The sequence below is a fragment of the Enterobacter cloacae complex sp. 2022EL-00788 genome, assembly GCF_026627565.1.
Classification (GTDB): domain Bacteria; phylum Pseudomonadota; class Gammaproteobacteria; order Enterobacterales; family Enterobacteriaceae; genus Enterobacter; species Enterobacter pasteurii.
Window position 1 is genome coordinate 333094 of record NZ_JAPNMC010000003.1, and the last position, 13306, is coordinate 346399.

Annotated in this window: 11 protein-coding genes; 4 read left to right on the forward strand and 7 right to left on the reverse strand. The window is 61.5% G+C overall.

The features are described from left to right. The first annotated feature begins 2 nt into the window (after nucleotides 1-2). Complete coding sequence (gene ppx / locus OWK27_RS06370) at nucleotides 3-1541, forward strand: exopolyphosphatase (protein WP_193356047.1); 1539 nt, start codon at nucleotides 3-5, stop codon at nucleotides 1539-1541. Between the two features lie 4 nt (nucleotides 1542-1545). Here ppx and OWK27_RS06375 read toward each other — a convergent pair whose 3' ends face one another. Beyond that, complete coding sequence (locus OWK27_RS06375) at nucleotides 1546-3783, reverse strand: EAL domain-containing protein (RefSeq protein WP_267590043.1); 2238 nt, start codon at nucleotides 3781-3783, stop codon at nucleotides 1546-1548. Between the two features lie 368 nt (nucleotides 3784-4151). Between OWK27_RS06375 and OWK27_RS06380 the strand changes: the two genes are divergently transcribed. From OWK27_RS06380 to OWK27_RS06390, 3 genes are all read left to right on the forward strand, one after another. Continuing rightward, nucleotides 4152-4322, forward strand: a complete 171-nt coding sequence (locus tag OWK27_RS06380) for a YfgG family protein (RefSeq protein ID WP_176609775.1) — start codon at nucleotides 4152-4154, stop codon at nucleotides 4320-4322. A gap of 236 nt (nucleotides 4323-4558) precedes the next feature. Further along, nucleotides 4559-5026 (forward strand): DUF6130 family protein, encoded by a 468-nt coding sequence (locus tag OWK27_RS06385; RefSeq protein ID WP_148420693.1) that lies wholly within the window; start codon nucleotides 4559-4561, stop codon nucleotides 5024-5026. An 11-nt stretch (nucleotides 5027-5037) separates the two neighbouring features. Next, nucleotides 5038-5781 (forward strand): alpha/beta fold hydrolase, encoded by a 744-nt coding sequence (locus tag OWK27_RS06390; RefSeq protein ID WP_267590044.1) that lies wholly within the window; start codon nucleotides 5038-5040, stop codon nucleotides 5779-5781. 89 nt (nucleotides 5782-5870) lie between these two features. Here the strand turns inward: OWK27_RS06390 and iolB are convergent, their stop codons facing one another. From iolB to OWK27_RS06420, 6 genes are read right to left on the reverse strand one after another with little or no spacing between them, the layout of a single operon-like run. Next, nucleotides 5871-6695, reverse strand: a complete 825-nt coding sequence (gene iolB / locus OWK27_RS06395) for a 5-deoxy-glucuronate isomerase (RefSeq protein WP_267590045.1) — start codon at nucleotides 6693-6695, stop codon at nucleotides 5871-5873. A gap of 9 nt (nucleotides 6696-6704) precedes the next feature. Beyond that, a complete protein-coding gene (gene iolE, locus OWK27_RS06400; RefSeq protein ID WP_267590046.1) occupies nucleotides 6705-7595 on the reverse strand; it encodes a myo-inosose-2 dehydratase in 891 nt (296 codons plus the stop codon). An 11-nt stretch (nucleotides 7596-7606) separates the two neighbouring features. Beyond that, nucleotides 7607-9511, reverse strand: a complete 1905-nt coding sequence (locus OWK27_RS06405; protein ID WP_267590047.1) for a bifunctional 5-dehydro-2-deoxygluconokinase/5-dehydro-2-deoxyphosphogluconate aldolase — start codon at nucleotides 9509-9511, stop codon at nucleotides 7607-7609. 12 nt (nucleotides 9512-9523) lie between these two features. Further along, nucleotides 9524-10657, reverse strand: a complete 1134-nt coding sequence (locus tag OWK27_RS06410) for a Gfo/Idh/MocA family protein (RefSeq protein WP_193356054.1) — start codon at nucleotides 10655-10657, stop codon at nucleotides 9524-9526. Nucleotides 10658-10665: 8 nt separating this feature from the next. Beyond that, nucleotides 10666-11694 carry an ABC transporter permease gene (locus OWK27_RS06415; RefSeq protein WP_013098254.1) on the reverse strand — a complete coding sequence of 343 codons (1029 nt, stop codon included), beginning with the start codon at nucleotides 11692-11694 and terminating at the stop codon, nucleotides 10666-10668. An 11-nt stretch (nucleotides 11695-11705) separates the two neighbouring features. Further along, nucleotides 11706-13253, reverse strand: a complete 1548-nt coding sequence (locus OWK27_RS06420) for a sugar ABC transporter ATP-binding protein (protein WP_267590048.1) — start codon at nucleotides 13251-13253, stop codon at nucleotides 11706-11708. Nucleotides 13254-13306: the final 53 nt, after the last annotated feature.

Sequence of the window (13306 nt, forward strand, 5' to 3'; positions counted from 1 at the left end):
CTATGCCAATAAACGATAACACCCCACGCCCGCAGGAGTTCGCCGCGGTCGATCTTGGCTCAAACAGTTTTCACATGGTCATCGCCCGCGTGGTGGATGGCGCGATGCAGATCATCGGTCGCCTGAAGCAGCGCGTGCATCTGGCCGACGGTCTGGACGCGCGTAATATGCTGAGCGAAGAGGCAATGGAGCGCGGCCTGAACTGCCTGTCGCTGTTCGCAGAACGTCTTCAGGGCTTTTCGCCCTCCAGCGTCTGCATCGTCGGGACGCATACGCTGCGCCAGGCGCTGAACGCGCCGGAATTTCTCAAGCGCGCGGAAAAGGTTATCCCCTACCCGATTGAGATCATCTCCGGGAACGAGGAAGCGCGCCTGATTTTTATGGGCGTTGAGCACACCCAGCCGGAAAAGGGCCGCAAGCTGGTGATTGATATCGGCGGTGGCTCAACGGAGCTGGTGATTGGCGAAGACTTCGAGCCGCGTCTGGTGGAGAGCCGCCGTATGGGCTGCGTCAGCTTCGCGCAGATGTATTTCCCGGGGGGCGTAATTACTCGTGAAAACTTCCAGCGCGCGCGCATGGCCGCGGTTCAGAAACTGGAAAATCTGGCCTGGCAGTATCGTATTCAGGGCTGGAACGTGGCGCTGGGGGCTTCGGGTTCGATTAAAGCCGCCCACGAAGTGCTGCTGGCAATGGGTGAAAAAGACGGGTTTATTACTCCTGAGCGCCTGGTGAAGCTTACCGAAGAGGTGCTTAAGCATAAGAGCTTTGATGCCCTGAGCCTGCCGGGCCTGTCGGACGAGCGTAAAGCGGTATTCGTGCCGGGGCTGGCAATCCTCTGCGGCGTGTTTGACGCCCTGGCGATCAAAGAGCTGCGCCTCTCTGACGGCGCCCTGCGTGAAGGCGTGCTGTACGAGATGGAAGGACGCTTCCGCCATCAGGACATTCGCAGCCGTACCGCGCAGAGCCTGGCGAACCAGTACAACATCGACCGCGAGCAGGCGAAGCGCGTGCTGGAGACCACGGTTCAGATGTACGAGCAGTGGGAAGAGCAGAATCCGAAGCTTGCCCACCCCCAGCTTGCCGCACTGCTGAAATGGGCCGCGATGCTGCACGAGGTGGGGCTGAACATCAACCACAGCGGGATGCATCGCCATTCGGCCTATATCCTGCAAAACAGCGATCTGCCGGGCTTTAACCAGGAGCAGCAGACCATGATGGCCACGCTGGTGCGCTATCACCGCAAGGCGATCAAGCTCGACGATCTGCCGCGCTTTACGCTGTTCAAGAAAAAGCAGTTCCTGCCTTTAATTCAGCTGCTGCGCCTGGGCGTATTGCTCAACAACCAGCGACAGGCCACCACCACCCCGCCGACGCTGAAGCTGAAAACGGACGACCATCACTGGACGCTGAGCTTCCCGCACGACTGGTTTAGCCAGAACGCGCTGGTCCTGCTGGATCTGGAAAAAGAACAGCAGTACTGGGAAGCGGTCACCGGCTGGCTGTTGAAGATCGAAGAAGAGAGCGCCGAGGTTGCGGCGTAACGCCTCAGGCGCTCTCCTGAGGCTGCGCTTCGGCCAGCGTTTCCAGCTCAACCGGCATGCCTATCAGATAGCCCTGAACGTAATCGATACCTAGCGCGTGCACCGCGCTACGTATCTCTTCTGTTTCCACGCATTCCGCCACCACCAGCATTTTCTTCATCCGGGCCAGATGGCAAATCGAGGCCACAATCTGGTAGTCCAGGCTGTTGCTGACAATATTGCGGATAAAGCCGCCGTCTATTTTGAGGATGTCGGCATCCACGCTTTTCAGCCGCGCATAGCTGGCGTAGCCGGTGCCAAAATCATCAATTGCGATGCGTATGCCCATCTTTTGTAACTGCCTGAGCGTGGGGGCGGCCAGGTCCGTACGGCCCAGGGTGCTGCTTTCGGTCACTTCAAAGATCAGCTGCCACGCTTCAATGGCGTATTTAGCCAGCAGGCGATTCACCTCAAGCGGAAACTGCGACCGGTAGACGGTAGACGGTGCGAGATTGATGGCAAAGCGCTGGCCCGGCAGCCGCTGTCGGTGCTCCGCCAGGAAACGCAGCGTACGCTCCAGCACCCATAAATCGACGCGCGAGGATAAGCCAAACTCCTGCGCGACGGGCAGGAACTGCTCGGGGAAAATCAGCGCGCCGTTATCATCGCGCATCCGCAGCAGTACCTCGTGGTAACGATCGCCCCGCAGCCCCCGGACGGGCTGAACCAGCAGGGTAAAGGCGTTCTGCTCCAGCGTCGCCTGCAGACGGCTCATCATCGCCACCTTATCTTTCAGGCTACGCTGCAAATGAACAGCGCCGCGCTGCTGAAGGTTTTCCGGGTGGTTGGTTGAAAGTGAGAGATCGGCAACCAGGCCCAGTTCGCCCAGCACCAGGTAGAGGTGATTAACCGGCGAGCGCACGTAGCAGTAGCTCACGCCAACCTGCGGCTGCACCGGCATCCCATCCCAGACAAAACGGAACTGCTTAATGTGCTCGTCCAGCGCCTCGATGCGCTGTTGGTGGGACTCCGCATTCAGGCGCACCGCCATGTCAAAGCCGGTGAGATGGTAGACCCGCTCGTTGGGCTGAAGCGTGCCGTTTATCCATTGCGCCAGCTGCTGTTTGTACTGGATCCGCAGCAAAACCCCGTAATTGCGCCCCAGCACTTCCAGTTCAGGCACGCGCAGCAAACAGAGCGCCGACCACGGATTCGCGGCAAGCTCACGCGACAGCGACCGCAGGTTGGGCATATGCAATATCGGATCGAGGAATGCCTGTCTGCGGGAACGAATGTTGATGCTCCGCTGGCGTGTTGCCAGCATCGCCATGTAAATCACGACGAAGGAAAAGACCAGATAGCTGGAGGAGGTAATGGCCAGCTGGATGTCATAGCCCTGATTCAGCGGAATGTAGTGATAAAAATAGTGTATCGACACCAGCAAAACCGGCGTCCAGATAATCGACATCAGCTTATAGCCGAAGCGCATCGCCCCCCAGAGCATCACGGGCATCAGCAGGGACAGCGTATAGTTAGTGCTGAAAATAGAGCTGTTGATATTCATGGGCAGGAGCAGCATGCCCAGCAGCCCGCCGAGGGCGATAAACCACACCACAAACTCAACAACCGTTACCTTTTTGTCTATTTGCGCGCGGAGCTGTGACAGTAGCGCTTTGATATAGCGCGGATGGCGAATCAGGCGGATCAGCAGATAGCTGAGCGGTACCCCCGTCAGCCCGCTCACCAGCAGCGCCTGATAGTTAATGAGGGTTCGGATATTAAAGGGGTTTAACCCCGCGAGGCTCTGGCGGCTCTCATAAACGCCGAGATATACCGCAAACTGAAACAGCGCCAGAAACAGCGTTGCCGGGCAGAAAACCTGCCAGAACATGCGCTGCCCCATGAGGCGCACGTCACCGTAAGCGGTCATATTACGTCGGGGAGCAAACACGCGGTAGCCGCCCCAGCTGAGCACCAGGGGGACGATAAAATGAAGAATGCCGGCCACGGTTTCATAGAGCCCAACGGCCGGGTAATAGCGGATAAACAGCGACACCAGAACGCCCGGAATGGCTTCCAGGCCAAAAAACAGCATCAGCGTCAGCAAAAAAGAGAGGGGTAAATAGTAGAGCGCAACGATACCGTCGCCCAGCTGCGTTAGGGTATTCACCACGCTGAGCACCGGGAGTAACGCCACGGGTAAAATAAGAGGAAGCGCCCACCAGCGGTTTTTATTCTGCTTCAGGATGTGGTGAATTTTCATAGATGCTCGTTTACAACCCTTTCGCTCCAGAGGGTAAGTGAAGACAGGCATCCAACCTGACGTACACGTCGCCCGGAAAATTCCTGGCAAGCACAGTGGAGGAGGGATTTTAAATATCAACGACGCAATCCCGTTGACTTAAATCAAACAATTTTATCTGATTAAATCTTTCTTACGTTTTTTTTAATTATTTTTCCTGTAGTTATCAATGCGATAAATAAATGCGTTGTTTTTAATAACATATATTAATGTAAGCATTGACGGTATTTTACACTTCATCGAATTGACCCCTTCGTGCGGTTGTGCCTTAATAGCCGCATCGCCCGGAAGGGTATACTCAGGAAAAGAAAGTGAGTCAGGCTACGCGTATGCGAAAACGACATCGATTTAACACCCGAATGACCCGCATCATACTGCTCATCAGCTTTCTGTTTTTCTTTGGCCGCTTTGTGTACTCCTCCATTGGCGCCTGGTATCACCATCAGGACAAAATCCAGTCACAGCAAACCAGCCTGACCGTCGACGCGCCAGAACGCTAGTTCCTCAGATGGTGTTGCAATAACCGAATAACGCCGGCGATCCCTCTCCTCAAAATTCTGTCCAGACGCTGGCGATTGCCATTGTCCGTCTTCCCGGCAGGCAAACGGTATCGCACTGTATCCAGCGCGCCACGCTGACAGACGGGTACAAAACGGCGCCTCCGGCAAATCTCTCCGATACATAAATACGGTTATCTGTGTCTGACATCATTCAGAACCGATGAGGAGAGACACCGATGATGCGTCGATACCTGCTGTTCCCCCTGCTGGCCCTCGCGTCGGCAACCGGCTCCTGGGCCGCGCCCCTGGACAACCTGAGCGCCGCGGATGTTAACGGCCCCGCCGCCGTCGCGCCGCTGGCACACCCGCAGCCCCCTGCAAAGCTGATTGTCGATCCGCCCCTTGCCGGGCCGCTGAGCAAAGGCGCGGTGTTTATTCAGTACCGTGCCGAAAACCTGCGCATCGAGCCGGTGTTCGGCCCCGAGGCGCTCAGGGTCACCCCGCGCATAGGCCACATTCACGTGGTGGTGGATGACGCGCCGTGGCACTGGGCTGACGCCAGCGGCGAGCCGGTGATCCTGGTGGGTCTGCCCGCCGGTAAACACAAGGTGACGATTATTCTGGCCGACCCGACGCATAAACCGCTCGACCACAAAACCATTGAATTCACCGTACCGCCCCACGCGGCGGTTCACCATTTTTAAGGACGCTTAAGATGAAAGCACTGTCTGTAGTGACGGCGGGCCTGCTGGCGCTTTCCGCCAGCGCCTTTGCGGAGAGTAAAACCAGCGTCGTGCTGGTGCACGGCGCGTTCGCCGACGGCAGCAGCTGGAATAAGGTGATTACCCTGTTGCAGAAACAGCACGCAGAGGTCATTGCCGTCCAGCTGCCGCTCACCTCGCTAAGCGATGACGTCGCGGCCACAAAGCGGGCCATCGCCCGCGCGCAGGGCGACGTGGTGCTGGTAGGCCACTCCTGGGGCGGGACCGTAATTAGCGAAGCGGGTAACGATGCGCGGGTCAAATCGCTGGTTTACGTGGCGGCGTTCGCGCCGGACGCCGGCCAGTCGACGGCGGATCTCGCTGGAAGCTTCCCTGCACCGCCGGGCAGCGCGGGCATTGCCAAAACCGCGGACGGCTATTTATATCTGCCAGCGGAGGCCGTCAGGAAGGATTTTGCGCCTGACGTGAAGCCGGGTGAACAACAGACCATTGCGGCCACGCAGGGGCCTATAAGGGGCGATGCGTTTGGGGAAAAGATTACTCGTGCAGCGTGGCACACTAAGCCGAGCTGGTATGTGGTAAGCGAGAATGACAGGATGATTAACCCGGCGCTGGAGCGCGCGATGGCGAAGGCGATCCGCGCAAAAACCACCGAGGTGGCGGCAAGCCACGTGTCGATGGTGAGCCATCCGGAGGCCATCGCCCGCACGATTGAGCAGGCGAGGCGGGTGCACTGAGGACAATTCGCCCGGCGGCGCCGCGCTTGCTCAGGACTACGGTTTCGCAGGTCGGGTAAGCGCAGCGCCGCCCGACAAGAAAGGCCGCGCTAGCCCCCCCTCTCTGCGGGATAATCGCGATTAATCCACGCGTGATCGTCTTCCCAGGTGAACATCCACTTGCGCACCGGCCCGGCCATCACGTTGAGGTAATAGCTGTCATACCCGGCCATCGTCGCCACCGGATGGTAGCCCTTCGGCACCATGACCACGTCGCGGTTGTAGACCGCCATGCACTCGTCCAGCGTTCTGTCATCGGTGTAGACGCGCTGCATGCAGAACCCCTGCTCCGGGTTGAGGCGATGATAGTAGGTCTCCTCCAGGTAGGTCTCCTGCGGCGGGTTATCCGTGTCGTGCTTATGGCTCGGGTACGAGCTGGTGCAGCCCTCGCTGGTCCACACCTCCACCACCAGCAGGCTGTCGGCGGGCTTGTCTTCCGGCAGAATGTTGTGCACGTAGCGCTGATTGTGCCCCTTGCCGCGCGCTTCGCCGTCGATATCCTGCGGGGCAATCAGCCGCGTCGGATACGCGCCTTTGCCGGGAGCGGCGCAGACCGCCAGCTCGAGCCTCGTCAGCGCCTTCACCCGCACCGCCTCCTGCGGGGTGACGTAAACCGCCCACGGCTTGATGCGCTCGAACGGGCTCATCCGCTCCCCGATGTCGTTAAACCGCGCGGATGGCGTGCTGATGGAGGCGCGCCCGGCCACCAGCACCAGACAGCGCTCTTCGCTGACCGCGGGCAGCGTCAGTTCCTGCCCCTCCTGAAGTTCATAGGCCTCAAAGCCAACATATTCCCACCCCGCGCTTTGGGGCGTCACGGACTGGGTGCGCCCCTCAGCGTTCGGCTGTTGCCAGCGTGATAGCAGACGTGACATGTCACCTCCTCAGATAAGCCCGGCGTCGCGCGCCAGGCGGCTCAGGTTGTTATAACCCAGACGGGCGTAGGTCAGCGGATGGGCTATCGCCGGATCCTGCTCGGCCTCCACCACCAGCCAGCCGTGATAGTCCTGCGCCTTCAGCAGCCGCATAATCGGCGGGTAATCCACGCAGCCGTCGCCCGGCACGGTAAACACGCCGCTCAGCACCGCGTCGAGGAAGCTGGTTTTGCGGTTTTTCACGTCCGCCAGCACGTCGGCGCGCACGTCTTTGCAGTGGACGTGGTTGATGCGCGTCGCCCAGCGCTGCGCCACCGCCAGCGGATCGGCCCCGGCAAAGGTCAGATGGCCGGTATCCAGCAGCAGTCCCACCTCTTCGCCGGTGTGGAGCATCAGGTTGTCCACGTCGTCGGCGGACTCAATCACCGTGCCCATATGGTGATGGTAGGCAATCTGCACACCCTGCTGCTGCGTATAGCGCGCAAATTCGGTGAGCTTCTCGCCGTACTCCTTCCAGCGATCCTGCGGGAAGCGCGGGCGCAGGTGCACCGGCGTCTGCTGCTCGCCGTGAATGCAGCCGCTCACCTCCGCAAAGACCAGCACCTTCGCCCCCAGCTCGCGCAGCAGCGTCAGGTGCGGCTGCACGGCGGCAATCTCCTCCTCCACGCTGCGCTCCAGCAGGCGGCCGGAGTACCAGCCGGAGACCAGCTGCAGGTCGTGGCGCTGCAGAATAGGGCCGAGCAGGCGCGCTTCGCGCGGGAACTTATTGCCCAGCTCGAAGCCGGCAAAACCGGCCTCTTTGCCTTCGCTCAGGCAGGTCTCCAGCGGCGTCTCCGCGCCGAGCGAAGGCAGATCGTCGTTCGTCCACGTCAGCGGGTTGATGCCCAGTTGTACACTCATTTTCGTCTCCATTATGCGTGCCCGCGCTCGCGCCACCAGGCGATAAGCTGCAGGTAGTTGTCCCGGATGCGCGCTACCAGCTGCGCATCGTCGATATCGTGCTTCAGCCATGCGCGGGAAGCGTCGCCGAACAGCGTGCGCCCCACGGCAAACCCCTTCACCAGATCGTGCCCCGCCGCGGCGTTAAACCCGGCGCGCAGCTGTTCGGCCGGCGCGTCAAGCCCGAGGATCACCACTCCGCGGCAGTGCGGGTCCCGGCGTTCGATAATTTCACCGAGCGACGTCCAGCCCTCGGCCGAGAGCGGCGGCAGCTTCCACCAGTCCGGGTAAATGCCCAGGTTGTAGAAGCGGGAGATGGCGCGCAGGTAGAGCTCGTCGCTGCGCGGCATGGTCGCGGGCAGGATCACCTCCAGCAGCAGCTCGTGCCCGGACCGGCAGCAGGCGTGGTACACCTCGGCGATTTTCTGCTCCTGCTCCAGGCGCAGGCCGTGGGCATCTTCCGGGTGGAAAAAGACCAGGCACTTCACCACGTGCTCCTGCGGCCAGCTGATAAGCTGGGTGCCGATATTGCCGTGCTCCATTTCCAGCGGCCGCGAGCCCGGCAGCTCAATGGGCCGCCCGATCCACCACCCTTCACCGGTAATGGCGTTGAGCGCGTCCTGGCCAAAGGTGCCGTCGCACAGCAGACCGGCTTTGCCCTCCAGCCCGGCGCGGCTCGCCGCCTCGCGGCTGGCCTGCAGGATCAGCTGCTTCAGGGCCGGAATGCGCCCGAGCGACGCGCCGCACTGCAGCGCCATATCCTCAAGCTGGCTGCGGTGGTCGAACGCCATTACGCACAGCTCGGGCCATTCACGGCGGCGGGTGGTGACCCGGTGCAGATGGTTAAGACGCGGATCGAGATCCGGACGCGGCACATTCGCGGCGCGGGAGAGATAGTCATCCAGTTCGATTTTGCTCGGCATCGCCGGGGCGCAGCCGTGGCGCGAGACCACCAGCGCGCCGCAGGCGTTGGCGTAGCGGCACGCCTGCTCCCAGCCCTCGTCGTTCAGGTAGCCGCGCAGCAGGCCGGACATAAACGCGTCCCCCGCGCCGAGAACGTTCAGCACCTCCACGCGCACGCCGGTCACCGTCAGGCCGTCGTCCAGCCGGGGCGGAATGGCACCGGTATAGACCGAGCAGCCGAGCGCGCCGCGCTTGCAGACCAGCGTGGCCTGACTCACGTCGCGCACCCGTTCCAGCGCCTGTAAGGTATCCGTGCTGCCGCCCGCAATATGGAACTCCTCCTCGGTGCCGACAATGACGTCGAAGAGGTGCAGCACCTCCTGAAGTTCACGGGTGACCCGATCGGCGGGAATAAAGCGCGTTTCGCCATCGCCTAAGAAGGTCAGCCCCCACAGCACCGGGCGGTAATCGATGTCCAGCACCGTGCGCACGCCGTGACGGCGGGCATAGCCCAGCGCCGTCAGCACCGCCTCGCGGGTCTGAGGGTGAGAAAGGTGAGTCCCGGTGATGGCAAGACACCGTGCGGAGGCGATGTAGCTTTCGTCCACATCGCTGGCGGTAATCGCCATATCCGCGCAGTTATCGCGGTAAAAAATCAGAGGAAAGGTGTCCCGGTCTTTAATGCCGAGCAGCACCAGCGCCGTGAGGCGTTCTTTATCGGTAATCAGATGGCTGGTGTCGCAGCCCACCTGGCTTAACTCTTCCCGCAGGAAGCGGCCCATATGCTCGTCGCCCACGCGCGCCAGCATTGAGGAGCGCAGGCCCTGACGCGCGGTACCGTACGCCACGTTGCCGGACGATCCGCCGAGATATTTGGCGAAGCTGGATACATCCTCCAGACGGGCGCCAATCTGCTGGCTGTAGAGGTCTACCGCCACGCGGCCCATGCATATCACATCAAACTGCTTTTCCACGTTGATACCTCTTCAGACAATGTCGTTCACGTTCAGCCAGCGGCCCTGCTGGTGCGAGAGTGCGATGGCGTCCAGCACGCGCGACACCCTCCAGCCCTCTTCGAAGTCCGGCCACATCGGGGCGTCGGCGGCAATGCCGTCCACCAGGTCGCGCACCTCCACCGTTTTTTGGTCGTTAAAGCCGATCCCGTGGCCCGCGCCCATGCAGAACGCGGCGTAGTCCGGGTGTGCCGGGCCGACCAGCAGCGTGCGGAACCCCTGACGGTTGACCGGATCGTCATGCAGATAGAGCTTCAGCTCCGCCATGCGCTCCTGGGTGAAGCTGATGGCGCCTTTCGTCCCGGTGATGACGTACGACAGCCCCATCTTGCGGCCGCAGGCGACGCGGGAGGTTTCAATCACACCCTGCGCCCCGCCCGCGAAGCGCACCAGCGCGTGGGCCTGATCCTCATTTTCGACGGCAACCATGTCCGACGATCCGGCCTTGGCCGGACGTTCCGGGACCACAATCTTCAGGTCGCCGCAAACCTGCTCAATCTCCCCCACCAGGTACTGGGCCATATTGACGATATGCGCCGCCAGATCGCCCAGCGCCCCCAGCCCGGCAGTCTCTTTGAAACAGTGCCAGTGAATCGGCGAAAGCGGGTCGGCCATGTAGTCTTCGTTGTGGGTGCCGTAGAAGTGGATCACCTCGCCAATCTCGCCGCGGGCGATGATCTCCTTCGCCAGCTGCGCCGTCGGGTTTTTCATGTAGTTGAAGCCCACCAGGGTTTTCACCCCTGCCCGCCTTGCGGCCTCGACCATCTCACGCGCGTCGTGGGCGTTCAGCGCCAGCGGTTTTTCCGAGTAAACATGCTTGCCGTGGCGGATAGCCTCCAGCGCCATCTCTTTATGCAGATGGTTGGGCGAGCAAATATCCACCACATCAATGGCCGGGTCGGCCACCAGCGCCCGCCAGTCTCCCGTTGAACGGTTGAAGCCAAACGCCCGGGCGCGCTCTGCCGCCAGCGCCGGGTTCACCTCGGCCACCATCTCGCGCACCAGCCTGCCGCGCAGGTTGAACACCGTCGGGGCCTGGGCGTAGGCGATGGCGTGCGCCTTGCCGATATATCCGGTGCCGATTAATCCAATACGTACCTCTTTCATCACGATCCTCACAGTGCGCCGCGACGGCTCTTGGCGTAGGTGTCGAACGCCACCGCCAGAACGATAATTAATCCGGTGATAATCTGCTGGTAGTAGGCCGAGACGTTCATCAGCACCAGGCCGTTAATCAGAATACCCATGATGATGGAGCCGATGATGGTGCCGCCGATGCGCCCGTAGCCGCCCATCAGCGAGGTGCCGCCAATCACCACCGAGGCGATGACGCGCAGCTCAAAGGAGATCCCGGCCACCGCCTCGGCGCTCCCCAGACGCGCGCTGAGGATGAAGCCCGCCAGCCCCGCCAGGCAGCCAATCAGCACGTAGACGCTGACCAGCACGCGCTTCACGTTGACACCCGCCAGACGCGCCGCCTCCGGGTTGCCGCCGATGGCGTAGACGAAGCGGCCCCAGCGGGTTTTGTGCAGCGCCAGATAGCCGCCGACGGCGACGATGGCGAAGATCCAGATCGGAATGGAGATGCCGAGCAGCTCGCCGCGCCCCCACCAGCGGTAGCCCTGATCGAAACCGGCGATCGGCGCGCCGTCGTTAATCACCAGCGTCAGGCCGCGCCAGATGGTCATCCCCCCGAGGGTGACGATGAACGGCGGCAGGCGCAGGCGGGTGACGCCCAGACCGTGCAGAAAGCCAATCGCCGTGCCCATCGCCAGGCAAATCCCCAGCCCAATCAGCCAGCTCATGCCGCCCCAGGCGTTCGGGTCAACGGTGGTAAAGTTGTCGCCCTTGATCACGTACGCCGCGGTCATGGCGCACACCGCCAGAATGGAGCCGACGGAGAGGTCGATCCCGGCGGTCAGGATGACGAAGGTCATCCCCACGGCCATGATCCCGTAGATGGAGACTTCGGTCAGGATGTTGAAAATGTTGCGTTCAGAGAAAAAGTTGCTGTTCTGCGACTGGAAGAAGATCAGCAGCAGGATCATGAAAATCAGCACCCCGAAGCGCTCGAAGAAGGCAATGGGATCGATGCGTCCGGCGCGTTTGACCGGGGCCTGCGTTTTAGAAATCATCTGCGTCATGAGAAACTCCGTTATGCCGCGTTCAGGGCGTTGTGGTTGATGGCCATCATCGTCATCAGCCGTTCTTCGTTAGCGTCGTCGCCGTGGATCTCGCCGGTCACCCGGCCTTCGCTGAGGGTGATGATCCGGTCAGACACCGCCATCACTTCAGGCAGATCGGAGGAGATCACGATCACCGCCACGCCCTTTTTCGCCATGTCAAACAGCACCTGGTGCACTTCCGATTTGGTCCCCACGTCGATGCCGCGCGTCGGCTCATCGACGATCAGCACCCGCGGGTTGAGCGCCATGCAGCGCGCGAGGATCACTTTTTGCTGGTTACCCCCGGAGAGCTTGCGCACCTCCTGCTCGCTGTTGACCATTTTGATCTGCAGCGCCTGGCGGTAGGACTCAATCAGGTCGTCCTCTTTGCGGGTGTTGACGAACCAGCGCCAGTGCAGCAGTGTCGAAAGGCAGGAGAGCGACAGGTTGTCGCGAATCGACAGCCCCAGCACCGCCCCCTCTTTTTTGCGATCTTCCGGCACCAGCGCCACGCCCTGGTCCAAGGCATACAGCGGATCGCGCGGCCGGTACGGCACGCCGTCCAGCTCAAAGCTGCCCGAGGTAAACGCGTCCGCGCCAAACAGGCAGCGCGCCACCTCGGTGCGTCCCGCGCCCACCAGCCCGGCAATGCCTAAAACCTCCCCGGCGTGGACGTGGAAGCTGATGTCGTGCAGGGCAATACCGTGCGGATCCAGCGGCGGCTTTTCGCGGCTCAGCCCCTTCACGGCCAGACGGATGGGTTTGTCTTCATGATGCGTTTCGCTGGCGGGACGACGGTTAAACGCCACGTCGCGCCCGACCATCAGGCGGATCAGCTGCTCGACGTTGGTCTCCGCCACCGCGCCGGTGCCGGTGAAGCGGCCGTCCTGGAACACGGTGAAGCGATCGCAGAGCTGGAAAACCTCGTGCAGGCGATGGGTGACATAGATAATGCTCACCCCGCGATTTTTTAGCTCCCGCACCACGCGGTGCAGGCTTTCCACCTCGCTGTCGCTGAGCGCGGCGGAAGGTTCATCCATGATGATCAGCCTGGCGTTCAGGGTCAGCGCTCTCGCGATCTCCACCATCTGCTGCTGCGCCACGCTCAGGCGGGCGACCGGCGTGGTCGGGGCGACGTTCAGCTGCAGGTAATCGAGGATGACCTGCGCCTCCTGGTTTACCGCCTTTTCGTCGACGATCAGGTTACGCCTGCGCGGCTCTCGCCCGAGAAACATGTTCTCCGCGACGGTCATGTTGGGCAGCAGGTTGAACTCCTGATAGATGGTGATAATGCCCTTGTTCTGCCGCTCCACCGGGGAGTCGTCCACCGGCAGCGTTTCGCCGTTGAACCAGATCTCCCCGCGCGTTTGCGGCTGCGCCCCCGCGAGCGCCTTCAGCAGCGTGGATTTTCCCGCCCCGTTTTCCCCCAGCAGGGCGTGAATTTCTCCGCTGCCGACGGTCAGCTGAGCGCTGCTCAGCGCCCAGACGCCGGAAAAGCTTTTCGCCAGGTCGGTCACTTTCAGTAAGGGTTGCGACATCGGTCTGCTCCTCCTTCAGAGTGCGCCACCGCTCGCGCGGCGGCTGCGGATAG

Bases quoted from the DNA above. Each gene is read 5' to 3' on its own strand.
- ppx (WP_193356047.1), top strand. From the start codon at position 3: ATGCCAATAAACGATAACACCCCACGCCCGCAGGAGTTCGCCGCGGTC.
- OWK27_RS06375 (WP_267590043.1), bottom strand. From the start codon at position 3,783: ATGAAAATTCACCACATCCTGAAGCAGAATAAAAACCGCTGGTGGGCG.
- OWK27_RS06380 (WP_176609775.1), top strand. From the start codon at position 4,152: ATGCGAAAACGACATCGATTTAACACCCGAATGACCCGCATCATACTG.
- OWK27_RS06385 (WP_148420693.1), top strand. From the start codon at position 4,559: ATGATGCGTCGATACCTGCTGTTCCCCCTGCTGGCCCTCGCGTCGGCA.
- OWK27_RS06390 (WP_267590044.1), top strand. From the start codon at position 5,038: ATGAAAGCACTGTCTGTAGTGACGGCGGGCCTGCTGGCGCTTTCCGCC.
- iolB (WP_267590045.1), bottom strand. From the start codon at position 6,695: ATGTCACGTCTGCTATCACGCTGGCAACAGCCGAACGCTGAGGGGCGC.
- iolE (WP_267590046.1), bottom strand. From the start codon at position 7,595: ATGAGTGTACAACTGGGCATCAACCCGCTGACGTGGACGAACGACGAT.
- OWK27_RS06410 (WP_193356054.1), bottom strand. From the start codon at position 10,657: ATGAAAGAGGTACGTATTGGATTAATCGGCACCGGATATATCGGCAAG.
- OWK27_RS06415 (WP_013098254.1), bottom strand. From the start codon at position 11,694: ATGACGCAGATGATTTCTAAAACGCAGGCCCCGGTCAAACGCGCCGGA.
- OWK27_RS06420 (WP_267590048.1), bottom strand. From the start codon at position 13,253: ATGTCGCAACCCTTACTGAAAGTGACCGACCTGGCGAAAAGCTTTTCC.